Here is a 22,347-nt window from a genome sequence, read left to right on the forward strand (position 1 = left end):
ATTTGCGATGGAAGCCAAGGCTGTCGCGCGCCACGTGCGCGTCACGCCCATGAAGGCTCGCCGCGTGGTCGACCTCATCCGCGGCAAGCAGACCGACGAGGCCATCGCGGTCCTGCAGTTCGCCCCGCAGTCGGCCAGCGAGCCGGTGCTCAAGGTGCTGCAGTCCGCGATCGCCAACGCCCGCGTCAAGGCCGACCAGGCCTCGAACGCCTTCGACGAGCGCAACCTCGTCATCAGCGCGGCCTTCGTCGACGAGGGTCCGACCATGAAGCGGTTCCGTCCGCGCGCCCAGGGTCGGGCCTACCGCATCCGCAAGCGCACGAGCCACATCACCGTGCACGTCGCGCAGCTGGAGAACACCAAGGGAGGAACCCGCTGATGGGTCAGAAGGTCAACCCGAACGGCTTCCGCCTCGGTATCACCACGGACCACACGAGCCGTTGGTTCGCTGACAGCACCAAGGCCGGCCAGCGCTACCGCGATTACGTAAAGGAGGACGTGGCGATCCGCAAGCTCATGTCCGAGGGCATGGAGCGCGCCGGTATCGCCAAGGTCGAGATCGAGCGCACCCGCGACCGCGTCCGCGTGGACATCCACACGGCGCGCCCCGGCATCGTCATCGGTCGCCGCGGCGCCGAGGCCGACCGCATCCGCGGCGAGCTCGAGAAGCTCACGGGCAAGCAGGTCCAGCTGAACATCCTCGAGGTCAAGAACCCCGAGCAGGACGCCCAGCTGGTCGCCCAGGGCATCGCCGAGCAGCTCTCGGCCCGTGTGTCCTTCCGCCGCGCCATGCGCAAGGGCATGCAGTCCGCCACCCGCGCCGGTGCCAAGGGCATCCGGGTGCAGGTCTCCGGCCGCCTCGGCGGCGCGGAGATGAGCCGCACCGAGTTCTACCGCGAGGGTCGGGTGCCGCTGCACACGCTGCGCGCGAACATCGACTACGGCTTCTACGAGGCCAAGACCACCTTCGGTCGCATCGGTGTCAAGGTCTGGATCTACAAGGGCGACGTGACCGCCAAGGAGCTCGCGGCCCAGCAGGCCGCCGCTCCGCGCCCGTCGCGTGGCCCGCGTCGTGACGGCGCCGACCGCCCCGGCCGTGGCCGTGGCCCGCGTCGTGACGCCCCCCAGGCCCAGACCGCCGAGCCGACGGCTGCGACCGCCGACACCACGCAGGCCGCGCCTGCGCAGCAGGGAGCTGAGTCCTGATGTTGATTCCGCGTCGAGTCAAGCACCGCAAGCAGCACCACCCGGGACGCTCGGGTGCCGCCAAGGGTGGCACCAAGGTCTCGTTCGGTGACTACGGCATCCAGGCGCTCGAGCCGGCCTACGTGACGAACCGTCAGATCGAGTCGGCCCGTATCGCCATGACCCGCTACATCAAGCGTGGCGGAAAGGTCTGGATCAACATCTACCCGGACCGCCCGCTCACCAAGAAGCCCGCCGAGACCCGCATGGGTTCGGGCAAGGGCTCGCCCGAGTGGTGGGTGGCCAACGTCAAGCCCGGCCGCGTCATGTTCGAGCTGGCCGGTGTGTCCGAGCCGGTGGCCCGCGAGGCCATGCGTCTCGCGATGCACAAGCTCCCCATGAAGTGCCGGTTCGTGTCCCGTGAGGGTGGTGACATCTGATGGCAGTCGGTTCCAAGGACCTCACGCCCATCGATCTGCGTGAGTTCGACGACGCCCGTCTCGTCGACGAGCTGAAGAAGGCCAAGGGCGAGCTGTTCAACCTTCGGTTCCAGTCGGCGACCGGCCAGCTGGAGAACCACGGCCGCCTGCGCGCGGTCAAGAAGGACATCGCCCGCATCTACACCGAGATGCGCGAGCGCGAGCTCGGCATCGGTGCGGCGCCGGCGAAGGGTGAGAAGGCATGAGCGAGCAGGAGACTGGCGTGACCGAGCAGGTCAACGATTCCGAGCGCAACTACCGCAAGACCGCTCGCGGTCTGGTCGTCAGCGACAAGATGAACAAGACCGTCGTGGTCGAGGTCGAGGACCGGGTCAAGCACGCGCTCTACGGCAAGGTCATGCGGCGCACGAGCAAGCTCAAGGCGCACGACGAGCAGAACGAGTGCGGCATCGGCGACCTGGTGCTGCTCATGGAGACCCGTCCGCTGTCGGCCACCAAGCGCTGGCGCGTGGTGGAGATTTTGGAGAAGGCCAAGTGATTCAGCAGGAGTCGCGGCTGCGCGTCGCCGACAACACCGGTGCCAAGGAGATCTTGTGCATCCGTGTCCTCGGTGGCTCGGGCCGTCGTTATGCCGGAATCGGCGACACCATCGTCGCCACCGTCAAGGACGCGATCCCCGGCGGCAACGTCAAGAAGGGTGACGTCGTCAAGGCGGTCATCGTGCGCACCGTCAAGGAGCGCCGTCGTCCGGACGGTTCGTACATCAAGTTCGACGAGAACGCCGCGGTGATCCTCAAGAACGACGGTGACCCTCGGGGCACCCGCATCTTCGGCCCGGTGGGCCGCGAGCTGCGCGACAAGAAGTTCATGAAGATCATCTCGCTGGCACCGGAGGTGCTCTGAGCCATGGCGAAGATCAAGATCAAGAAGGGTGACCTCGTGCAGGTCATCAGCGGTCCCGAGAAGGGGACGACGGGCAAGGTCATCGAGGTCAACCGCGAGACCGAGCGCGTCATCGTCGAGGGCGTCAACCGCGTCACCAAGCACGTGAAGGCCGGTCAGTCGGCGCGCGGGTCGCGCACCGGTGGCCTGGTCCACACGGAGGCCCCGATCCACGTGTCCAACGTGATGATCGTGGACCCGGAGACCAAGAAGCCGACCCGGATCACGACCCGCGTCGAGCAGGTCGAGCGGGACGGTCGGACCAAGAACGTGCGTGTCCGCGTCGCGGCGCGCTCGGGTAAGGACCTGTGAGCATGACTGCCACCACTTCCGAGAAGGTGCAGCCGCGCCTCAAGGCGCGCTACGCCGCCGAGATCAAGCCGGCCCTGCAGGACCAGTTCTCCTACGAGAACGTCATGCAGATCCCCGGTGTCGTCAAGGTCATCGTCAACATGGGTGTCGGTGAGGCGGCTCGCGACAGCAAGCTGATCGACGGTGCGGTCCGTGACCTCACCGCCATCACCGGCCAGAAGCCGATCGTCACCAAGGCCCGCAAGTCCATCGCGCAGTTCAAGCTGCGCGAGGGCATGCCGATCGGCGCGCACGTCACGCTGCGCGGCGACCGCATGTGGGAGTTCCTCGACCGGCTGCTGTCGGTCGCGCTGCCCCGCATCCGCGACTTCCGCGGCCTGTCGCCCAGGCAGTTCGACGGTCGCGGCAACTACACCTTCGGTCTCAACGAGCAGTCGATGTTCCACGAGATCGACCAGGACCGCATCGACCGGGTGCGCGGTATGGACATCACCATCGTCACCACCGCCACGAACGACGACGAGGGTCGCGCCCTGCTCAAGCAGCTGGGCTTCCCGTTCAAGGAGAACTGACGTGGCCAAGACCGCCCTGATCCAGAAGGCGAACCGCAAGCCGAAGTTCGCCGTCCGCGCCTACACCCGCTGCCAGCGCTGCGGCCGACCGCACTCGGTCTACCGCAAGTTCGGTCTGTGCCGCGTGTGCCTGCGCGAGATGGCCCACCGTGGCGAGCTCCCCGGGGTGACCAAGAGCAGCTGGTGAGCTCGCTCACCGTGCGGCTCGCCGGCTAGCCCTGGCGAGCCGACACACCCCACCGGCCCTCGTGGCCATCCCCTGCACGACTCACATCACGTTCATCGAAGGTCGGACCGGCACCGCCGCGACGAAACCGCGATGAGAAAGGGCATCCGCCCCCATGACCATGACTGACCCGATTGCGGACATGCTGACCCGCGTCCGGAACGCCTCCTCGGCGCACCACGACACCGTCGCCATGCCGTACTCGAAGCTGAAGAAGAACATCGCGGACATCCTCGAGGCGGAGGGCTACATCGCCGGCTCCAGCATCGCGGACGCCGAGGTGGGCCAGACGCTGACGATCGACCTGAAGTACGGCCCGGACCGGGAGCGCTCCATCGCCGGTGTGCGCCGCGTCTCCAAGCCGGGCCTGCGCGTCTACGCGAAGTCGACCAACCTGCCCAAGGTTCTCGGCGGGCTCGGTGTCGCGATCATCTCCACCTCGTCCGGTCTTCTGACCGACAAGCAGGCGGCTGACAAGGGTGTGGGCGGGGAAGTCCTCGCCTACGTCTGGTAACCCACGGAAGGTAGAGGAGGAACACCATGTCCCGAATCGGACGACTCCCCATCTCCGTACCGATGGGTGTGGAGGTCACCATCGACGGTCAGAACGTGACCGTCAAGAAGAACAACGCCGAGCTGGCCCACGTCGTGGCCGAGCCGATCAAGGTCGAGAAGGGCGAGGACGGCAGCATCGTCGTCACCCGTCCCAACGACGAGCGTGAGTCCCGTGCGCTGCACGGCCTGACCCGCTCGCTGATCGCCAACATGGTCGAGGGCGTGACCAACGGCTTCGAGAAGAAGCTCGAGATCGCCGGCACCGGTTACCGCGTGCTCGCCAAGGGCAGCAACCTGGAGTTCGCTCTGGGCTACAGCCACCCGATCGTCATCGAGCCGCCGGAGGGCATCACCTTCGCGGTCGAGGGCCCGACCCGGTTCTCGGTCAAGGGCATCGACAAGCAGCTCGTCGGCGAGGTCGCGGCCAACATTCGCAAGCTGCGCAAGCCCGACCCCTACAAGGGCAAGGGCGTCAAGTACGCGGGCGAGCAGATCAAGCGCAAGGTCGGAAAGGCTGGTAAGTAAGCCATGGCTATCACTGTGAAGCGAGGACGGGGCAAGTCGATCGCGCGTGCGCGTCGTCACCTGCGTCTGCGCAAGCGGGTCGCCGGCACGGCCGCGCGTCCCCGCCTGGTCGTGAACCGCTCGGCGCGGCACCTGTTCGTCCAGGTCGTCGACGACACCGTGGGCAAGACCCTCGCGTCGGCCTCGACCATGGAGAAGGACCTGCGCGCCTTCGACGGCGACAAGACCGCCAAGGCCAAGAAGGTCGGCGAGCTCGTCGCGGAGCGCGCGAAGAGCGCCGGTATCACCGCTGTGGTCTTCGACCGCGGTGGCAACCAGTACCACGGCCGTGTCGCCGCGATCGCCGAGGGCGCTCGCGAGGGCGGACTGGACCTGTGAGCAACGCACCGCAGACATTCGGAAAGAGGAACATCTGATGCCAGGACCTCAGCGCCGCGGAACGGGCGCCGGGAACGGCGCCACCGGCGGGAACGAGCGCGGTGACCGTCGTGACCGTCGTGACCGCGACAACCGTCGCGACAACGCCGCGGAGAAGAGCCAGTACATCGAACGCGTGGTGACCATCAACCGCGTCGCCAAGGTCGTCAAGGGTGGCCGCCGCTTCAGCTTCACGGCGCTCGTCGTCGTGGGTGACGGTGACGGCACCGTGGGCGTGGGCTACGGCAAGGCCAAGGAGGTGCCCGCGGCGATCGCCAAGGGTGTCGAGGAGGCCAAGAAGGCCTTCTTCCGCGTGCCCCGCATCCAGGGCACCATCCCGCACCCCGTGCAGGGTGAGGCCGCTGCCGGTGTCGTGCTCCTGCGTCCGGCCGCCCCCGGTACCGGTGTGATCGCCGGTGGCCCGGTGCGCGCCGTCCTCGAGTGCGCCGGTATCCACGACGTGCTGTCCAAGTCGCTCGGCTCGGACAACTCGATCAACATCGTCCACGCGGCGGTCGCCGCCCTCAAGGGCCTCGAGCGTCCCGAGGCGGTCGCGGCGCGCCGTGGCCTGCCCCTGGAGCAGGTGGCCCCGGCCGCGCTGCTGCGCGCCCAGGCCGCCGGCGCGGCCGAGGCTGCGGCGAAGGTGGGTGCCTGATGGCTCGCCTCAAGGTCACCCAGATCCGGTCCGAGATCGGCGGCAAGCGCAACCAGCGCGAGACGCTGCGCAGCCTCGGGCTCAAGCGAATCGGCGACGTCGTCGTCAAGGAGGACCGTCCCGAGATCCGCGGGATGGTCAAGACGGTGCCCCACCTGGTCACCGTCGAGGAGGTTGAGTGAACATGGCCGACAAGGCTGCCGAGCAGGACAAGACGTCCACGCTGAAGGTCCACCACCTGCGTCCGGCCCCCGGTGCCAAGACCGCCAAGACCCGTGTGGGTCGCGGTGAGGGCTCCAAGGGCAAGACCGCCGGTCGCGGCACCAAGGGCACGAAGGCCCGCTACCAGGTGCCCGCCCGTTTCGAGGGTGGTCAGACGCCGCTGCACATGCGGCTGCCGAAGATGCGTGGCTTCAAGAACCCGTTCAAGACCGAGTACCAGGTCGTCAACCTGGACAAGATCTCGGCGCTGTTCCCCGAGGGCGGCGACGTCACCGTCGACTCCCTCGTCGCCAAGGGCGCGGTCCGCAAGGGCCAGCTGGTCAAGGTGCTCGGCACCGGCGAGCTGAGCGTCAAGGTCAACGTCACGGTCGACAAGTTCTCCGGCTCCGCCAAGGACAAGATCGAGGCGGCCGGCGGAACGGCCACCGAGGCCTGATCGTTCTACGATCGGCCGACGCGACGAACTGCCGCACGCACCCCGGGTGCCCGTCTGGGCCCCGGGGTGCGTCCGTTCCGGGGCCGGCCCCCGGTGCTACCCTTCCGCACGTTGCCTAGTCGTGCACGAACGGCGCCTCGCCCGTCGAGCGCCGAGGAGGACCCTTGCTCTCAGCATTCACCCGGGCGTTCCGGACCCCCGACCTGCGCAAGAAGATCCTGTTCACCCTCGGGATCATGGCGCTGTTCCGGGTTGGTTCGCTGACCCCCACCCCGGGCATCAGCTACTCGGACGTCCAGGCGTGCATCTCGTCCTCCGACCCGAGCTCAGGCCTGCTCGGGATCATGAACCTGTTCAGCGGTGGCGCGCTGCTCCAGCTGTCGATCTTCGCGCTGGGCATCATGCCGTACATCACGGCGAGCATCATCGTCCAGCTCCTCACCGTGGTGATCCCGCGGTTCGAGGAGCTGAAGAAGGAGGGCCAGACCGGCCAGACGAAGATGACGCAGTACACGCGTTATCTGACCATCGGCCTGGCCATCTTGCAGTCGGCGACCTACGTCACCTACGCGCGCAACCCGTCCGCGCTGTTCGGGGCCAACTGCACCTCGATCATGGTCGACCAGAACTGGTGGACCCTGCTGCTGATGGTCGTCACGATGACCGCCGGCACCGGCCTGGTCATGTGGCTCGGTGAGCTCATCACCGACCGCGGCGTCGGCAACGGCATGTCGCTGCTGATCTTCACCTCGATCGTGTCCGGCTTCCCGACGGCCATGTGGTCGGGCGTCGCGCAGAACGGCGCCAACATCGGCCGGTTCGTGCTCGTGCTGCTCGTCGGCGTGCTGATCGTCGCCGCCGTCGTGTTCGTCGAGCAGTCCACCCGCCGGGTACCCGTGCAGTACGCGAAGCGGATGGTGGGCCGGCGGATGTACGGCGGGACGTCGACCTACATCCCGCTGAAGATCAACATGGCCAACGTGATCCCGGTGATCTTCGCGTCCTCGCTGCTGCAGCTGCCGCTGATGGCCGCGCAGTTCGCCGGCCGGACCAACCCGCCCTCGTGGGCGGTGTGGATCGAGACCCACCTCGCCCGCGGCGACGGCCCGTGGTACATGGCGGTCTTCTTCGTCCTGATCGTCTTCTTCACCTTCTTCTACGTGTCCATCACGTTCAACCCCGAAGAGGTGGCGGACAACATGAAGAAGTACGGTGGCTTCATCCCGGGCATCCGCGCCGGGCGACCCACCGCCCAGTACCTCGACTACGTCCTCACCCGACTGACCGTGGTGGGCGCGCTCTACCTCGGTCTGCTGTCCCTGATCCCGCTCGTCGCTCTCACGACGATGGGCGTCGGCCAGAACTTCCCCTTCGGCGGCACCTCGCTGCTGATCATGGTCGGAGTCGGTCTGGAGACGGTGAAGCAGATCGAGTCCCAGCTCCAGCAACGTCACTACGAAGGATTCCTGCGCTGATGCAGCTCATCATCATGGGCCCCCCCGGGGCCGGCAAGGGCACCCAGGCGGCCCGTCTCGTCGAGCGCCTCGGCGTGCCCGCCATCTCCACCGGCGACATCTTCCGCGCCAACATCAAGGGCCAGACCGAGCTGGGCAAGCAGGTCCAGGCGATCACCGCGTCGGGTGGCTACGTCCCCGACGAGATCACCAACGCCATCGTCGAGGACCGGCTCGCCCAGGGCGACTGCGAGCAGGGCTTCCTGCTCGACGGCTACCCGCGCACCGTCGGTCAGGTCGAGGCGCTGGACCAGATGCTCGAGAAGGCCGGCCGGGCCATCGACCACGTGCTGGTCCTCACCGTCGACACCGACGCCGTCGTGCAGCGCCTGCTCAAGCGCGCCGAGATCGAGGGTCGCGCGGACGACACCGAAGAGGTCATCCGGGAGCGGATGGCGATCTACGCCCGCGAGACCGAGCCGCTGCTCGAGGTCTACCGTCGGCGTGGGCTGCTGCGCGAGGTCAGCGGCATGGGCGAGCTGGACGAGGTCACCGAGCGCCTGCTCGGTGCCGTGGCCCCGACCGAGCCGGCGGCACGCTGAGCATGTTCGGCAGGACCCGGATCGAGACCAAGACCGACGACCAGCTGCGCGCGATGCGCGCGGCCGGGCTGGTCGTCGGTCGCACGCTGGTGATGCTCGGCGAGCACGTGCGCGACGGCGTCACCACCGGGGAGCTCGACCGGCTGGCCGAGGAGTTCATCCGCGCCGAGGGGATGCACCCCAACTTCAGCGAGGTGCCCGGCTACCGGCACACCCTGTGCGTCTCGGTCAACGACGAGGTCGTCCACGGCATCCCGGGGGACCGGGTGCTGCGCGACGGTGACCTGGTGTCGATCGACTGTGGCTGCTACGTGCGGACGCCGCAGGGCGAGCACTGGCACGGCGACGCGGCGCGGACCTTCGTGGTCGGCGGGCGGGACGCCGCCCGGCCCGAGGACCTGATGCTCTCCGACGCGACGGAGGCCTCGATGTGGGCCGGTATCGCCGCGCTGCGGGTCGGCCACCGGCTCTACGACGTGGGTGCGGCCGTCGAGGACGAGGTCGTCGCCCGCGGCCGCCTCGAGGAGCGCGAGTACGGCATCATCGAGGACTACGTCGGGCACGGCATCGGCCGCGAGATGCACATGGACCCGCAGGTGCCCAACTACCGGGTCCGCGACAGGGGCCCGGTGGTGCGCAGCGGCACGACCGTGGCGATCGAGCCGATGGTGACCCTCGGCACCGAGCGCACCCACACCCTCGCCGACGACTGGACCGTCGTCACCGACGACGGGTCGCGGGCCTCGCACTGGGAGAACTCCGTCGCCGTCACCGACGCCGGCCTGTGGGTGCTCACCGAGATCGACGGGGGCGCGGCCAGGCTCGTCGATCTGGGCGTTCCCTACGCGCCGCTGGACTGACCGTCACACCCGGCGACCTTCGTCGAGCGCGATCTGGGCGTCCGCCAAGGCGGCGGCCTCGGGGTCGTGCGTCGCCATCAGCACCGTGGCGCCCCGCTCTGCCACCCCGCGCAGCAGGTGCAGCACCCGCTCGCGGTTGCCGTGGTCGAGCTCCGAGGTCGGCTCGTCGGCGAGCAGGACGGCCGGGGCCAGGGCCAGACCGCGCGCGATCGCGACCCGCTGCTGCTGACCACCGGACAGCTCCTCGATGAGGTGCCCGCCGGACTCGCGCAGCCCCACCGCGTCGAGTGCCGTGTCGCTGCGCTCGCCGGCCGCTGCCTGGGCGCGCCGCCGACGGGTTCGGGCGAGCAGCGGGAGCGGGACGTTCTCGCGAGCCGTCAGCGAGGCGGCCAGCCCGTTGCCCTGCGGCACGAGCGCGATCCCGACCCGCTGGGCCGTGGACAGGTCGGTGACCGCGGTGTCACCGAGCCGCACGGTGCCCACCTCCGGCTCGAGGAGCTTGGCGAGCAGCCAGAGCAGGGTCGTCTTGCCTGAGCCGGACGGGCCGGTGAGCGCCACGAGCCGGCCGGGCGCCAACGACATCGAGACGTCGTCGATCGCCGCTGCCCGGTCACCGACCGTCGTCCGTCCGGTGGTGGGGTAGCGGTAGCGCAGGCCACGCGCCTCGAGCGAGCTCATCGGGGCTCCCCTGTCGCCTGGTCCGTCTGGATGTCGTCCCGCTCGAGCAGCCACCCGTGCTCGGTGGGCTGCACCCGCACGAGCGTGCCAGGCGGCAGCGCGGCGACGATCGCCTGGGGCAGCGGGAGTGACCCGTCGACGGCAACGATGCTCAGCTCCTCGCCCCGCCGACCCTCGCCGCTGACCCGGCCGTCGCGGATGGTGACGGTGCGGGGGAGCGCCTCGGCCACGTGCGGGTCGTGGGTCACGATGATGATGGTGGTGCCGTGCTCGGCGCTGACCCGTTGCAGCGTCCCGATCACCAGGGCGCGCGCCTCGTGGTCGAGCTGGCTGGTGGGTTCGTCGGCGAGCAGCAGACCGGGCCGGGCCGCGAGGGCCACACCGAGGGCGGTGAGCTGCTGCTGGGCGGGGGTGAGGGAGCGCAACGTGGCCTCCGCCACGTCACCCAGCCCCAGCTCGTCGACCAGCGCGGCGGGAGCGGGGACGTCGGGGCGTTCTGCGCGCAGGGCCGCGCGCTGGGCGAAGGCAATGTTCTCGCGCGGCGTGAGGTAGGGGATGAGGTTGCGCATGGCGCCCTGCAGCAGGAAGCCGACGTCGGTGGCACGGTAGCGGTCGAGCTCGGCGGGGCTCATGGCACCGAGGTCGTGGTCGCCGACCCGGATGCGTCCGGCGCTCGGTCGGATCAGCCCGGCGAACAGCGACAGCAGCGTCGACTTGCCCGCACCCGAGGGGCCGAGCAGACCGACGACCTCCCCGGGCCGCACGACCAGGTCGACGCCGGACAACGCGGCCACGTCGTGTCCCTCGGCCCGGTAGATGTGGACCAGTCCGACGGTGGACACGGCCACCCCGGACCGCGGGTGCAGCTCGGTCACCGCTCCTCCCTGATCAGCCGGGGACGCGCCTCGCGCGCCTGGGCCACTCCCACAGCCACGGCCACGGGTAGGAGCAGCGCCAGGGTCACCAAGACCGCCAGCACCAGCGGCCCGGTGAGGACGGTCGTCACCGGAGGGAAGGCCGCGAGCGGCCGGGTGAAGAACGGGACCATCGGCAGCGTGAGCGCGGCACCCAGCCAGCCGGCCAGGGCGCCGATCGCGATGCCGACCAGCACGAGCACGACCTGCTCGGTGGTCGCCACCCGACGGACGTCGGCCTGGGCCAGGCCGACGACCCGCAGGGCGGCGAGGTCCGCCGTGCGGGTGCGCCAGGCCGTGTCCACCACCACGACGATGACGAGCGCGGCGACGAGCAGCGCCACCACGGCCACCACCAGGGCCAGCTGCAACCCCCAGGCGGACGCGGACCGACCCAGCCGCGCCTGCTGTCGGCGGCCCGCGCCACGTCGCTCACCAGCACGCCGCGGGCGCGCAGTGCGGACGTCGCCGGTCCGGTCATGGCATCGTCCGCGAGCCAGACCTGCATCGTGCCGGTGGTCGAGAGCGTGCTCGCGCGGGCCTGCAGGGCGGGCAGGCTGACCACTGCGACGGTGGGCAGGGCCTGTGGGCCGTAGGGCAGGGCCCGCACCTGGTGGAAGCTCATCGAGATCCCGTCCAGACCCACCCCCTGGAACACGCCGTCGGTCTGCGAGCTGGAGTCCCGTAGACCAGGGCGGGCAGGGCCCCGCCGCGTACGGTCGTCTGCGTGACCAACCGACCGGATCGGGAGGCGATCCGCAGCCCGAGCGCCGTTGGTGAACCGGCGTCGGTCACCTGGATCTGCTCGGTGAAATTGTCACCGGAGTCGGCACCCGACCCGGGCTGCCACTGCGCGACGCTGCCGATCCGGACCGGTAGCCCACGGTCCACGTGGACGTCGCGGACGACCAGGGTGCCTTGGCGCAGCGCCGGGTCGTCGTAGCGGTGCTCGATGCCGAGCCCGACCAGGGAGCAAGGCCGGCTGCAGGAGATGGGCGTGGTGAGGGTGAACGACTGCGTGGGGCCCACGCCGGCAGTCGGGACCGACCCGAGATCCACGGGGATGGTCTGGCTGCTGGCATCGGCGATCAGCGCGACGACCCCCAGTCGATCCGTGGTGACGAAGACCGGGCCGTCGCTCGGGTCTGCTCCCGGTGGGGGAGTCGGAGGCGGGCCGGCCGGTGGAGCGGGTGGGGCCTCGGTGGCGCCCGGCGGGGGCACGGCGCCGATCGCGATCGAGTCGATCGTCACCGACAGCGTGCCGCCCTGGAGGATCATGCCGTCGGACTGGGAGCCGCCGAGGGCGGTCAGGTCGAAGCGGTCGCGCTCGCGGGGGAGGGCGGCCACGTGGGCGAACCGGTCGGGCTGGACGGCGAGGGTCTTGATCGCGTCCGCCGCACCCTGCGGCACCAGGGCGACGGCGGGGCGCGGTGCCCACCCGGGTCGGCGGCCTGCACGGCCTCGACGACCGGGCCGACGCGGTGGGCGTCGGTCGTGAGGACCACCGGTGCGCCGGTCTCGACGGCGGCTCGCTGCTCGCGGTTGAGGTCTCCCGCGACGAGGGCCGCGGCCGAGAACGCGGCGAGCGAGGTGGCTACGGTCACGATGGCGAGCGTGCGCCGGACCGTGGGACGGCGGGCGATGGCCAGGGCCACCAGCGTCGACCGCACCCGACCGTCGGCGCTGCGGCGGACGGCGATCCGCGCGGCCAGGGGGACCATCAGGTGCGCGAGCACCAGGCCCACGGCGACGGCGAGCAGCGTCGGGGCCACCAGGGCAACCGGCCCGGTGACGGTGCCGCTCCACACGGTCACCAGCCCGGTGAGGGCGACCGCCACGACGACGGCGTCCCCGATGCCGACCCGCCAGCTGCTCGGGCGGGGGCTGACCCGCCGCAGCAGGTCCGACACGGGCTGGGCGAGCACCGGTCGCATGACGTAGGCGAGGGTGAGAGCAAGCACCAGCACGGTCGCGAGCAGTGTCGCGACGGCGGTCCAGGGCAGCTCGGCCGGCACGCCGTCGGGCAGCCAGGTGTGCCGCGCAAGGGTCGTGAGCCCGAACGCCACCAGGCCCCGAGCACGACACCGACGAGCGTCAGGGTCCCGAGCTCGCGGGCGAGCAGACCGGCCGCCCCGCGCGAGCCGCGTCCGCGCAGCTTGGCCAGGCCCACCTCGGGGCGGCGCTGCTCGACCAGGGCGGCCGTCACCAGCGCGAACACGACGACGAAGAGGACCACGAGCTGGGCGAGCAGCAGCGGGATGATGACCGCGGCCTGACGGCGTCCCTCGGCGAGCCGCGCGACCGACTCGTCGAGGTTGGTCGTGACCAGCGGGGTGGGCGTGAGCGTGAGGGCCGCGGTGGAGGTCTGCTCGACCAGCCCGGGGATGCGCACGTAGCTGTCGAGGTCCACCTGGTCGGGGCGCAGCTGGCGGGTGAGCGTCAACCAGGCCGACCGCCAGGGCTGGTCGAAGGTCTGCGGGGTGGTCACCCAGGCGTCGGCGAGCAGCGTGCCGGCGGAGTCGAGGGCGACCAGGCCGGAGCGTTGGTCGAGCTGCAGGCCACCCCAGTGCGCCGGGTCGGGTCGGAACTGATAGCTGCCCACGACGACGAACGGCGAGGTGAATGCCTGCTGGGCAGGGGATGCCGGGCTGCACCCCTCCCTGGCGCGGATCTCGGTGCCCGGGCGCCAGCCGCGCCGCTTCGCATCGGCCTCGGAGACGAGGATCTCGAAGGACGCCTTCGGGCAGCGCCCGGTCGTGAGGGTGAGGGATCGGCAGGTGTCGACGGGCCCGAGGATGATCGTGCTGAGCGGCGCGCCCGCCACGTCGGTGAGGACGTTGGCGGCCCACATCCCGTCCGGTGGGCCGTAGAGGCCTGCCAGGCCGGGCGGCACCACGGGTGGTCAGGGCGGCCACGGTCGGGCGGGCGAAGCCGTTGCTGGTGCCGCGCACGACCAGGCCCGACGCCGAGCTGGGGGTGTCGGAGAGCTCTACCTGCAGCAGGGCCTGCTCCACTGCGCGCTCGTAGAGCGGGGCGAAGATGGCGGCGGCGGTGGCGACGAGCGTGAGCAGGACCAGCACCAGCGCCTGTCCGCGCCGATAGGTGATGGCGTTCCGTGTGCTCACGGCCCCCCTCGATGCGGACGATGGCGCGGTACGCGCGGGCTTCGTCGGAGCGAAACCGATTTCGTCCGGGTAGACCTATGCCGTAGACTGGTGCGTCGGCTCACGTGCATCTACCTGCTGGTTTCCCCGCGGCTGGTTCGGAACCAGCAGGATCGTCCACGACGCGAGCCTGCATCACCAAGTTGCTCTAGCCGCTTGCGGCGCGCCCCCGATCTGGAGGCACGCCGACACGGCCCGACGGAATGTGGAGGACATGGCCAAGAAGGACGGTGTCATCGAGATCGAGGGCACGATCGTGGAAGCACTCCCGAACGCGATGTTCCGGGTGGAGCTCACCAACGGTCACAAGGTGCTCGCTCACATCTCTGGGAAGATGCGTCAGCACTACATCCGGATCCTCCCCGAGGACCGGGTCGTCGTTGAGCTCAGCCCCTATGACCTGACCCGAGGGCGCATCGTCTTCCGCTACCGCTGACCGGTGCTCGCACCGGACCGGCAACGCTCCCGATCCCGAACCGCTCGCCGTGGCGCCACCGTGCGCCAGGCGGGCCCAGATCCAAGGACTACTAGGCAATGAAGGTTCAGCCGAGCGTCAAGAAGATCTGTGACAAGTGCAAGGTGATCCGCCGTCACGGCCGGGTCATGGTCATCTGCGAGAACGCTCGCCACAAGCAGCGTCAGGGCTGATGGCCCCGCGAGGCGCACGCCTCGCACCTTGCTCGGAGCACAGGCTTCCGCGCATCTGAAGTACCAGCAGGACCCGGCCCCTCACGATCGTGAGGACGTCACCCTCGGCACGGAGGCCGAGGACCGGAGGCTCGACGCCACCGGAACGGTCTTGCTCCAGACCTCCGCACCTGATCAGGAGAACGATTCATGGCTCGTCTCGTTGGAGTCGACCTGCCGCGCGAGAAGCGCGTCGAGGTCGCACTGACGTACATCTTCGGCGTCGGTCGCACGACCGCCGTCAAGACGCTGGAGGCCACCGGCGTCAGCCCGGACACCCGGGTCAAGGACCTCACCGACGAGGACCTCGTCAAGCTGCGTGACTACCTCGAGGGCAACTTCCGCCTCGAGGGTGACCTGCGCCGCGAGGTTGCTGCCGACATCCGCCGCAAGGTCGAGATCGGCTCGTACCAGGGCCTGCGCCACCGTCGTGGTCTGCCGGTTCGCGGTCAGCGCACCAAGACCAACGCGCGTACCCGCAAGGGTCCCAAGCGCACCGTCGCCGGCAAGAAGAAGGCCGGAAAGAAGTAACCCCACTCACGGGCACCCACGCTCCACCGCCCGATCACGCAAGTGATCCGTTGGCCCGCAGGTCAGGGACCTGCCCGGTCGTGAGTCGGTTCACTTCACCATCCTCTTCGAATCAAGCACAGGAGAAACCAGCCACATGCCTCCCAAGGGCCGTCAGGCCGCGGCGAAGAAGGTCCGCCGCAAGGAGAAGAAGAACGTCGCCCTCGGGCACGCTCACATCAAGAGCACGTTCAACAACACGATCGTCTCGATCACCGACCCCACGGGCGCCGTGATCTCGTGGGCCTCTGCCGGCCAGGTCGGCTTCAAGGGCTCGCGCAAGTCCACGCCGTTCGCCGCGCAGATGGCCGCCGAGGCCGCTGCCCGCCGCGCCATGGAGCACGGCATGAAGAAGGTCGACGTGTTCGTCAAGGGTCCGGGCTCGGGCCGCGAGACCGCGATCCGCTCGCTCACCGCCGCCGGCCTCGAGGTCGGTGCGATCAGCGACGTGACCCCCACCCCCCACAACGGCGTGCGCCCGCCCAAGCGCCGTCGCGTCTGAGACACGGAAGGAGATAGCTGACTTATGGCTCGTTACACCGGACCCATGAGCAAGAAGTCCCGTCGTCTCAAGACCGACCTTGTCGGTGGCGACCGGAGCTTCGAGAACCGCCCCTACCCGCCCGGCATGCACGGCCGCGGGCGCATCCAGGAGAAGGAGTACCTCCTCCAGCTGCGTGAGAAGCAGAAGGCCCGCTACATGTACGGCGTGCTGGAGAAGCAGTTCCGCAACTACTACGAGACGGCCTCGCGTCGTCCCGGCAAGACCGGCGAGAACCTGCTGCGCATCCTCGAGTCGCGTCTCGACAACGTCGTGTACCGCGCCGGCCTGGCCCGCACCCGTCGTGCGGCCCGCCAGCTCGTCACGCACGGCCACTTCCTGGTGAACGGCGTCCGCGTGGACATCCCGTCCTACCAGGTGTCGCAGTACGACATCATCGACGTGCGCCCCAAGTCGGTGAACGCGTTCCCGATCGAGCTGGCCCGCCAGACCTACGGCGAGCGTCCCGTCCCGGCGTGGATGCAGGTCGTGCCCGGTTCGCTGCGCATCCTGATCCACCAGCTGCCCGTCCGCGAGCAGATCGACGTGCCCGTCGAAGAGCAGCTGATCGTGGAGCTCTACTCCAAGTAAGCGGCACCACGACACGTGGCGGTGGGCCGGGTCTCGGCCCGGACCACCGCCATCGGTCTAAGACCTCGGTCTGCTCCGGTAGACCGTCCGGTCGGGCACGGACAGAGCTGCCCGGCCGCCCCGCAAGGGGATACATGCGACGTCATATAGCGGGCGTCCATGGGAAGGAAGAACAGTGCTGATCGCACAGCGCCCCGTGCTCTCGGAAGAGGTCATCTCCGAGGCGCGGTCCCGTTTCACCATCGAGCCCCTCGAGCCGGGCTTCGGCTACACCCTCGGCAACTCGCTGCGGCGCACGCTGCTGTCGAGCATCCCGGGTGCCGCCGTCACCAGCCTGCGCATCGACGGCGTCCTGCACGAGTTCTCGACCGTCCCCGGAGTCAAGGAGGACGTCACCGAGTTCATCCTGAACATCAAGGGCCTGGTCGTCTCCTCCGAGCACGACGAGCCCGTCGTGATGTACCTGCGCAAGCAGGGCCCGGGTGCCGTCACCGCCGGTGACATCACGCCGCCCGCCGGTGTCGAGGTGCACAACCCCGACCTGCACATCGCCACGCTCAACGAGAACGGCAAGCTCGAGATGGAGCTCACCGTCGAGCGCGGCCGTGGCTACGTCTCCTCCGCGCAGAACAAGTCCGGCGAGCAGGAGATCGGCCGCATCCCGGTCGACTCGATCTACTCCCCGGTCCTGGCCGTGACCTACAAGGTCGAGGCGACCCGTGTCGAGCAGCGCACCGACTTCGACCGTCTGGTCGTCGACGTGGAGACCAAGAACTCCATGTCCCCCCGTGACGCCATGGCGTCGGCCGGCAAGACGCTGGTCGAGCTGTTCGGCCTGGCCCGCGAGCTCAACGTCGAGGCCGAGGGCATCGACATGGGCCCGTCGCCGACGGACGCCGCGCTCGCGGCGGACCTGGCGCTGCCGATCGAGGACCTCGACCTGACCGTCCGGTCCTACAACTGCCTCAAGCGCGAGGGCATCCACACCGTCGGCGAGCTCGTCGCCCGCAGCGAGGCCGACCTGCTGGACATCCGCAACTTCGGCGCCAAGTCGATCGACGAGGTCAAGGCCAAGCTCGTCGGCATGGGCTTGCAGCTCAAGGACAGCCCGCCCGGGTTCGACCCGAGCTCCATCGCCGAGGCCTACGACGGCTACGACGACGACGCCGCCCTCGAGGACGAGCAGTACTGACCGCCCGCTGGTGGCCCGAGAGGTCGGGCCATCGCGTACTAGAAGTGACCAGTGCCGCGGCAGCGGACGGTCGAAGAACAAGGAGACAACATGCCTACCCCCACCAAGGGTCCGCGGCTCGGCGGAGGTCCGGCCCACGAGCGGCTGATCCTCGCCAACCTGGCGACCCAGCTGTTCGCCAACGACAAGATCACGACGACCCAGGCCAAGGCCAAGCGGCTGCGTCCCCTGGCCGAGCGTCTGATCACCTTCGCCAAGCGCGGTGACCTGCACGCCCGTCGTCGGGTGCTCACCGTCGTCCGGGACAAGGGCGTCGTGCACCGCCTGTTCGTCGAGATCGCGCCGGACATGGCCGACCGTCAGGGCGGCTACACCCGCATCACCAAGATCGGGGCCCGCAAGGGCGACAACGCGCCGATGGCGGTGATCGAGCTCGTCCGCGAGCCGATCGCCAAGAAGGCCACCGTCCGCGAGGCCGAGGCCGCCACCCAGCGCGCCGCCAAGGACGCTGCGGTCGTCGCCGACGCCGAGGCCACCGCTGCGGCGCCGGCCGAGGACTCGGTCGAGACCACCGACGGTGGGTTCGGTCCTGACTCGCACGCCCCGCTCGAGGACGGCTCCGCCCCCGAGGGTTTCCCGGTCAAGGGCAACAAGGACTCGATGAGGTACCACGACACCGACTCGCGCTGGTACGACCAGACCGTCGCCGAGGTGTGGTTCAAGGACGCCGCTGCCGCCGAGGCCGCGGGCTTCACCGCCCCCGGCGATGCGTCCACGGACTCCGCCGAGTCCGCCGACGCCGAGGACTCCGAGGACGACGCGAAGGCCTGATCGCCTCGCTCGCTCTCCGAGCTGTCATCCGCAGCCCCGTCCCTCCACCTGGAGGGTCGGGGCTTCGGCGTCGAGCGCTTCCGCTTGCCGACCCCTCGACCTGAGAGGACGCTGTGCGCATGACGGTTGACGGTGTGTCTGAAACTGTTTCTGAGGCGGGGCAGGTCGAGCGGCGTGCGGTGCTGAGCGGTGCGGTCGTGCTGCTCGGTGGCGCCCTCGTCGCGGGGGCCGGGCCGGCGAGCGCGGCGGGGCTGACGGTCCGCAGCCAGCTCGACCGCGCGGTGCGGGGTGCGATCGGCTCCCGCACGTCCTCGACCGGGCTCGCCCTGGTCGACGCCCGCACCGGCGCCACCTACTCGTTCAACGGCGGCTGGACGAACGAGTGCGGCTCCATCGTCAAGGTCCTCATCGTGGCGGCCGCCATACGACGGGCGCGCTCGCGCGGCGCCTTCCTCGACGGCACGCAGCAGTCGTGGGCCCGACGCGCGATCGTCGTGAGCGACAACGCTGCCGCCCACGCGCTCTACAGGTATGCGGGGGGTTTTGCCGCGATCCGCTCGACCGCGGCCGCGTTCGGGATGGGTGCGACCTCGCGCGCTGCCGCACCGAGCAGCTGGGGGCGCACCCGGACCTGCGCCACTGATCAGGTAGCCCTCGTGCGGGGCCTGCGCTACGGCACCGGTGCGCTGCGCTCCTCGGACCGGGCGTACCTGCTGGAGCTCATGCGTCAGGTGACCGGCTCGCAGCGCTGGGGCGTGGGCATCGTCGACACCGATGCGGCGACGACCGCGTGGCTGAAGAACGGGTGGGTGCCGCTGGCGCCCGACGGCAGCTGGCGGGTCAACTCCGTCGGGCACGTGCGGGGCCACGGTCGGGACTACTCGCTCGCCATCCTCAGCACGCGCAACGGGTCGATGGGCAGCGGAGTGGCGCGGGTCGACGCGGTCTCGCGCGCGGTCTACGGGTCGCTGGCACAGCCGCTGCGGTGAGCTCACGCCCGCCGCGGGTCCGACGGCACCGGCGCTCGCGGACAGTAGGCTGACGGGATGCGTCTGCGGGTCGACTTCGGCTATGACGGCACGGACTTCCACGGGTGGGCGGCGCAGCCGGGGCTGCGCACCGTCGAGGGCGAGCTCGGCGCCGCCTTTACGACGATCCTGCGGGCCGCGGAGCCGGTCAGTCTCACCGTCGCGGGCCGCACCGACGCCGGCGTGCACGCCCGCGGCGCCGTGTGTCACCTCGACGTCGCCGACGACCTGCTCGTAGCCCTCCCGGGCCGGTCCGCACGCGACCCGCTGGACGCGGCCCTGACCCGCCTCGGCGGTGTCCTGCCGCCCGACCTGGTGGTGCGCTCGGTGCAGGAAGCACCACCCGGCTTCGACGCGCGCTTCTCGGCGCTGTCGCGCCGCTACCGCTATCGGATCTGCGACGACCGCGCCCGGCTGGACCCGCTGCGCCGCCGCGACACCGTGGTGGTGAAGCGGCCGCTGGACGTGGCCGCCATGGACGAGGCGGCCCAGCAGCTGCTCGGGCTCGGCGACTTCGCGGCGTTCTGCAAGCGGCGCGAGGGGGCGACCACGATCCGCACGCTGCTCGACCACCGCTGGGAGCGGGACGCCGACGGCACGATCGTCGGCACCGTGCGCGCCGACGCGTTCTGCCACTCCATGGTGCGCGCGCTCGTCGGCGCGGTGGTGCCCGTGGGGGAGGGGCGCAAGCCGGTGAGCTGGCCCCTCGAGGTGATGACGGCTGGTCGGCGCGACCCCGGCGTCGTCGTCATGCCGGCGCACGGGCTGTGCCTGGAGGAGGTCGAGTACCCGCCCGACGACGAGCTGGCGCTGCGGGCCGAGGAGGCCCGGGCCGTGCGCACGCTGGGGTAGGTGCGGGTGCGTGCTGGCCCGGCGTGGCTCAGGCCTCTGACGGGAGCGTGTAGCCGTACTGCAGGATCGGGATGAAGATCAACGGCGCGAGCAGCAGGAACACCGCCTGCACCACGTGAGCTCGCGGCCAGCGCCGCAGGCCCACATAGCCGATCAGCAGCCAGGTCGACACCTGGATGGCCTCCCACCACGTGGGCACCCCGAGCCTCGACACGAGGATCTCGTACGCCGCGTAGACCATGGCGGCCACGAACCAGACCTTGGCCAGCAACAGCCAGGGCGGGTCCGTCGTCCACGTCCGGTCATGTCTTCCAGGCCCCTGAGCCGCGCGCCCCCGGAGTTGAGTCCCCGATAGTGGTGTAGCGCGGTCGCTGTCCTCGTCCCGGTAGTGGACGTGGGTGCGGCCACCGCGTGATCCTTCGAGTCAACCTTCCACAGAATCCTCGAACGGAGTCATCACGATGACCGCACCACACATTGTCGACCCTGCCGGCCTGCTGAGTGAAGCCCTGTCCGAAGCATCGCCGGACCTGATGCGCAGCCTGCTGCAGACCATGATCAACGCGTTGCTGTCCGCGGACGCCGACGCGGTGGTCGGGGCCGAGTACGGCCAACCCAGCGCCTCGCGGACGGCGCAACGCAACGGCTACCGCCACCGCGACCTCGATACCCGCGTCGGGACCGTGGATGTCGCGATCCCGAAGCTGCGGCAAGGCACCTACTTCCCGGAGTGGCTCCTCGAGCGCCGCAAGCGGGCAGAGTCCGCGCTGATCACCGTCGTCGCCGACTGCTACCTCGCCGGAGTGTCCACCCGCCGCATGGACAAGCTCGTCAAGACGTTGGGGATCGACTCGCTGTCCAAGTCCCAAGTGTCACGGATGGCGAGTGATCTGGACCAGATCGTCGAGGACTTCCGCCACCGGCCCCTGGCCGACGCAGGGCCGTTCACGTTCGTGTCCGCGGACGCGCTGACGATGAAGGTCCGCGAAGGCGGACGCGTGGTCAACGCCGTCGCGCTGATCGCGGTCGGTGTCAACGCCGACGGGCACCGCGAAGTCCTCGGGCTCCGCATCGCGACCAGTGAAACCGGGCCGGCGTGGAACGAGTTCTTCGCCGACCTGACCGCCCGCGGCCTGACCGGCGTCCGCTTGGTGACCTCCGACGCCCACCAAGGCCTGGTCGAGGCCATCGCGGCGAACCTGCCCGGCGCGACCTGGCAACGCTGCCGCACCCACTATGCCGCGAACCTGATGTCGGTGACCCCGAAGAGTATGTGGCCGGCCGTGAAAGCGATGCTGCACAGCGTGTACGACCAGCCCGGCAAGGACGCCGTCCAGGCGCAGTTCGACCGGCTGCTGGACTACGTCGACGGGAAGCTGCCCGAGGTCCACGAGCACCTCGACGCCGCCCGCGCGGACATCCTCGCCTTCACCGCCTTCCCCAAAGACGTGTGGAACCAGATCTGGTCGAACAACCCCGCCGAACGCCTCAACCGCGAGATCCGCCGCCGCACCGACAGCGTGGGGATCTTCCCCAACAGGGCAGCGATCGTGCGCCTGATCGGAGCCGTCCTGGCCGAGCAAACCGATGAATGGGCCGAAGGACGCCGCTACCTCGGCCTCGACGTCCTCGCCCGCTGCCGCATCAACCTCATCACCGACACCGACACCGACACCGGCCCCGAGATCGGAGGCGACAACCTGCCCGCCCTCACAGCCTGACCCCCAACGAAGGAACACCCACCGCTACACCACTACCCGGGACTTGACCGCCCCCGGACCGCTCTGCCCGTTGCGTTCATGACAACCCCGTCCCACGAGAGCTCGTCCAATCGATCCAACGTACGCCGACGCCCGGCGGGCATGTACACCATCCGGTCCTCGGCTTCGAGCCGTC

34 protein-coding genes and 1 pseudogene are annotated in these 22,347 nt (G+C 69.9%); 28 read left to right on the forward strand and 7 right to left on the reverse strand.

Annotated elements, in window-relative coordinates; all coding sequences use genetic code 11:
- Window positions 1-7: 7 nt before the first annotated feature.
- The 18 genes and pseudogenes from rplV (at window position 8) to map (ending at window position 9,403) form a co-directional block, all read left to right on the forward strand.
- Complete coding sequence (gene rplV / locus MM440_RS08350; protein ID WP_241443841.1) at window positions 8-379, forward strand: 50S ribosomal protein L22; 372 nt, start codon at window positions 8-10, stop codon at window positions 377-379.
- Entirely contained in the window at window positions 379-1,206 is an 828-nt protein-coding gene (gene rpsC / locus MM440_RS08355) for a 30S ribosomal protein S3 (RefSeq protein ID WP_241443842.1), read from the forward strand. Before rplV ends, rpsC begins: the two co-directional genes overlap by 1 nt.
- On the forward strand, window positions 1,206-1,625 hold the full coding sequence (gene rplP / locus MM440_RS08360; RefSeq protein WP_241443843.1) for a 50S ribosomal protein L16: 420 nt from the start codon (window positions 1,206-1,208) through the stop codon (window positions 1,623-1,625). The genes rpsC and rplP overlap by 1 nt, the downstream gene beginning before the upstream one ends.
- Window positions 1,625-1,861, forward strand: a pseudogene (gene rpmC, locus MM440_RS08365) (50S ribosomal protein L29); the annotation flags it as partial. The gene rplP and the pseudogene rpmC, both read left to right, overlap by 1 nt.
- 5 nt (window positions 1,862-1,866) lie before the next feature.
- Complete coding sequence (gene rpsQ, locus MM440_RS08370) at window positions 1,867-2,163, forward strand: 30S ribosomal protein S17 (protein ID WP_241443845.1); 297 nt, start codon at window positions 1,867-1,869, stop codon at window positions 2,161-2,163.
- Complete coding sequence (rplN, locus tag MM440_RS08375) at window positions 2,160-2,528, forward strand: 50S ribosomal protein L14 (RefSeq protein ID WP_241443846.1); 369 nt, start codon at window positions 2,160-2,162, stop codon at window positions 2,526-2,528. Before rpsQ ends, rplN begins: the two co-directional genes overlap by 4 nt.
- 3 nt (window positions 2,529-2,531) lie before the next feature.
- Window positions 2,532-2,879, forward strand: coding sequence for a 50S ribosomal protein L24 (gene rplX / locus MM440_RS08380; RefSeq protein ID WP_241443847.1), 348 nt, complete (start codon window positions 2,532-2,534; stop codon window positions 2,877-2,879).
- Between the two features lie 2 nt (window positions 2,880-2,881).
- A complete protein-coding gene (rplE, locus tag MM440_RS08385) occupies window positions 2,882-3,451 on the forward strand; it encodes a 50S ribosomal protein L5 (RefSeq protein WP_241443848.1) in 570 nt (189 codons plus the stop codon).
- A gap of 1 nt (window position 3,452) precedes the next feature.
- A complete protein-coding gene (locus MM440_RS08390) occupies window positions 3,453-3,638 on the forward strand; it encodes a type Z 30S ribosomal protein S14 (RefSeq protein WP_241443849.1) in 186 nt (61 codons plus the stop codon).
- A 154-nt stretch (window positions 3,639-3,792) separates the two neighbouring features.
- Complete coding sequence (gene rpsH / locus MM440_RS08395) at window positions 3,793-4,191, forward strand: 30S ribosomal protein S8 (RefSeq protein WP_241443850.1); 399 nt, start codon at window positions 3,793-3,795, stop codon at window positions 4,189-4,191.
- Between the two features lie 26 nt (window positions 4,192-4,217).
- Window positions 4,218-4,757 carry a 50S ribosomal protein L6 gene (rplF, locus tag MM440_RS08400; protein WP_241443851.1) on the forward strand — a complete coding sequence of 180 codons (540 nt, stop codon included), beginning with the start codon at window positions 4,218-4,220 and terminating at the stop codon, window positions 4,755-4,757.
- A 3-nt stretch (window positions 4,758-4,760) separates the two neighbouring features.
- Window positions 4,761-5,135, forward strand: coding sequence for a 50S ribosomal protein L18 (gene rplR / locus MM440_RS08405; protein WP_241443852.1), 375 nt, complete (start codon window positions 4,761-4,763; stop codon window positions 5,133-5,135).
- Window positions 5,136-5,172: 37 nt separating this feature from the next.
- Window positions 5,173-5,829, forward strand: coding sequence for a 30S ribosomal protein S5 (gene rpsE / locus MM440_RS08410; RefSeq protein WP_241443853.1), 657 nt, complete (start codon window positions 5,173-5,175; stop codon window positions 5,827-5,829).
- Window positions 5,829-6,011 carry a 50S ribosomal protein L30 gene (rpmD, locus tag MM440_RS08415; RefSeq protein ID WP_241443854.1) on the forward strand — a complete coding sequence of 61 codons (183 nt, stop codon included), beginning with the start codon at window positions 5,829-5,831 and terminating at the stop codon, window positions 6,009-6,011. Before rpsE ends, rpmD begins: the two co-directional genes overlap by 1 nt.
- Window positions 6,012-6,013: 2 nt before the next feature.
- Window positions 6,014-6,487, forward strand: a complete 474-nt coding sequence (gene rplO, locus MM440_RS08420) for a 50S ribosomal protein L15 (RefSeq protein WP_241443855.1) — start codon at window positions 6,014-6,016, stop codon at window positions 6,485-6,487.
- Window positions 6,488-6,651: 164 nt separating this feature from the next.
- On the forward strand, window positions 6,652-7,962 hold the full coding sequence (secY, locus tag MM440_RS08425) for a preprotein translocase subunit SecY (RefSeq protein ID WP_241443856.1): 1,311 nt from the start codon (window positions 6,652-6,654) through the stop codon (window positions 7,960-7,962).
- A complete protein-coding gene (locus MM440_RS08430) occupies window positions 7,962-8,543 on the forward strand; it encodes an adenylate kinase (protein WP_241443857.1) in 582 nt (193 codons plus the stop codon). Before secY ends, MM440_RS08430 begins: the two co-directional genes overlap by 1 nt.
- Window positions 8,544-8,545: 2 nt before the next feature.
- Window positions 8,546-9,403 carry a type I methionyl aminopeptidase gene (gene map / locus MM440_RS08435; RefSeq protein WP_241443858.1) on the forward strand — a complete coding sequence of 286 codons (858 nt, stop codon included), beginning with the start codon at window positions 8,546-8,548 and terminating at the stop codon, window positions 9,401-9,403.
- A 3-nt stretch (window positions 9,404-9,406) separates the two neighbouring features.
- Here map and MM440_RS08440 read toward each other — a convergent pair whose 3' ends face one another.
- The 6 genes from MM440_RS08440 to MM440_RS08465 all read right to left on the reverse strand — a co-directional run bounded on the left by MM440_RS08440 (window position 9,407) and on the right by MM440_RS08465 (window position 13,891).
- Window positions 9,407-10,081, reverse strand: coding sequence for an ATP-binding cassette domain-containing protein (locus MM440_RS08440; RefSeq protein WP_241443859.1), 675 nt, complete (start codon window positions 10,079-10,081; stop codon window positions 9,407-9,409).
- Complete coding sequence (locus MM440_RS08445) at window positions 10,078-10,956, reverse strand: ABC transporter ATP-binding protein (RefSeq protein ID WP_241443860.1); 879 nt, start codon at window positions 10,954-10,956, stop codon at window positions 10,078-10,080. Before MM440_RS08445 ends, MM440_RS08440 begins: the two co-directional genes overlap by 4 nt.
- A complete protein-coding gene (locus MM440_RS08450) occupies window positions 10,953-11,366 on the reverse strand; it encodes an FtsX-like permease family protein (RefSeq protein ID WP_241443861.1) in 414 nt (137 codons plus the stop codon). The genes MM440_RS08445 and MM440_RS08450 overlap by 4 nt, the downstream gene beginning before the upstream one ends.
- Before the next feature lie 250 nt (window positions 11,367-11,616).
- A complete protein-coding gene (locus MM440_RS08455; RefSeq protein ID WP_241443862.1) occupies window positions 11,617-12,405 on the reverse strand; it encodes a hypothetical protein in 789 nt (262 codons plus the stop codon).
- Complete coding sequence (locus tag MM440_RS08460) at window positions 12,303-12,833, reverse strand: hypothetical protein (protein WP_241443863.1); 531 nt, start codon at window positions 12,831-12,833, stop codon at window positions 12,303-12,305. Before MM440_RS08460 ends, MM440_RS08455 begins: the two co-directional genes overlap by 103 nt.
- A complete protein-coding gene (locus MM440_RS08465) occupies window positions 12,806-13,891 on the reverse strand; it encodes a hypothetical protein (RefSeq protein WP_241443864.1) in 1,086 nt (361 codons plus the stop codon). The genes MM440_RS08460 and MM440_RS08465 overlap by 28 nt, the downstream gene beginning before the upstream one ends.
- 482 nt (window positions 13,892-14,373) lie before the next feature.
- Between MM440_RS08465 and infA the strand changes: the two genes are divergently transcribed.
- The 9 genes from infA (at window position 14,374) to truA (ending at window position 20,451) form a co-directional block, all read left to right on the forward strand.
- A complete protein-coding gene (gene infA, locus MM440_RS08470; protein WP_006946284.1) occupies window positions 14,374-14,595 on the forward strand; it encodes a translation initiation factor IF-1 in 222 nt (73 codons plus the stop codon).
- 98 nt (window positions 14,596-14,693) lie between these two features.
- Entirely contained in the window at window positions 14,694-14,807 is a 114-nt protein-coding gene (gene rpmJ / locus MM440_RS08475) for a 50S ribosomal protein L36 (RefSeq protein ID WP_014742835.1), read from the forward strand.
- Between the two features lie 189 nt (window positions 14,808-14,996).
- Window positions 14,997-15,377 carry a 30S ribosomal protein S13 gene (gene rpsM, locus MM440_RS08480; protein ID WP_241443865.1) on the forward strand — a complete coding sequence of 127 codons (381 nt, stop codon included), beginning with the start codon at window positions 14,997-14,999 and terminating at the stop codon, window positions 15,375-15,377.
- Between the two features lie 136 nt (window positions 15,378-15,513).
- The gene (rpsK, locus tag MM440_RS08485) at window positions 15,514-15,918 is read left to right on the forward strand and encodes a 30S ribosomal protein S11 (protein WP_241443866.1); all 405 of its coding nucleotides are present in this window, start codon (window positions 15,514-15,516) and stop codon (window positions 15,916-15,918) included.
- Window positions 15,919-15,942: 24 nt separating this feature from the next.
- Window positions 15,943-16,548: a 30S ribosomal protein S4 gene (rpsD, locus tag MM440_RS08490; RefSeq protein WP_241443867.1), complete on the forward strand. Its 606-nt coding sequence runs from the start codon at window positions 15,943-15,945 to the stop codon at window positions 16,546-16,548.
- Window positions 16,549-16,723: 175 nt separating this feature from the next.
- Entirely contained in the window at window positions 16,724-17,740 is a 1,017-nt protein-coding gene (locus MM440_RS08495) for a DNA-directed RNA polymerase subunit alpha (protein ID WP_241443868.1), read from the forward strand.
- Between the two features lie 90 nt (window positions 17,741-17,830).
- On the forward strand, window positions 17,831-18,571 hold the full coding sequence (gene rplQ, locus MM440_RS08500; protein ID WP_241443869.1) for a 50S ribosomal protein L17, sunset domain variant: 741 nt from the start codon (window positions 17,831-17,833) through the stop codon (window positions 18,569-18,571).
- A 119-nt stretch (window positions 18,572-18,690) separates the two neighbouring features.
- Window positions 18,691-19,560: a serine hydrolase gene (locus MM440_RS08505; protein ID WP_241443870.1), complete on the forward strand. Its 870-nt coding sequence runs from the start codon at window positions 18,691-18,693 to the stop codon at window positions 19,558-19,560.
- 57 nt (window positions 19,561-19,617) lie between these two features.
- Window positions 19,618-20,451: a tRNA pseudouridine(38-40) synthase TruA gene (gene truA, locus MM440_RS08510; RefSeq protein WP_241443871.1), complete on the forward strand. Its 834-nt coding sequence runs from the start codon at window positions 19,618-19,620 to the stop codon at window positions 20,449-20,451.
- 28 nt (window positions 20,452-20,479) lie between these two features.
- Here the strand turns inward: truA and MM440_RS08515 are convergent, their stop codons facing one another.
- Window positions 20,480-20,701, reverse strand: coding sequence for a hypothetical protein (locus MM440_RS08515; protein ID WP_241443872.1), 222 nt, complete (start codon window positions 20,699-20,701; stop codon window positions 20,480-20,482).
- Window positions 20,702-20,912: 211 nt separating this feature from the next.
- On the opposite strand from MM440_RS08515, the gene MM440_RS08520 reads away from it, so the two are divergent.
- On the forward strand, window positions 20,913-22,172 hold the full coding sequence (locus MM440_RS08520; protein WP_241441527.1) for an IS256 family transposase: 1,260 nt from the start codon (window positions 20,913-20,915) through the stop codon (window positions 22,170-22,172).
- The last annotated feature ends 175 nt before the right edge of the window (window positions 22,173-22,347 follow it).

The sequence above is a fragment of the Arsenicicoccus piscis genome (assembly GCF_022568835.1).
GTDB classification, from domain to species: domain Bacteria; phylum Actinomycetota; class Actinomycetes; order Actinomycetales; family Dermatophilaceae; genus Arsenicicoccus; species Arsenicicoccus piscis.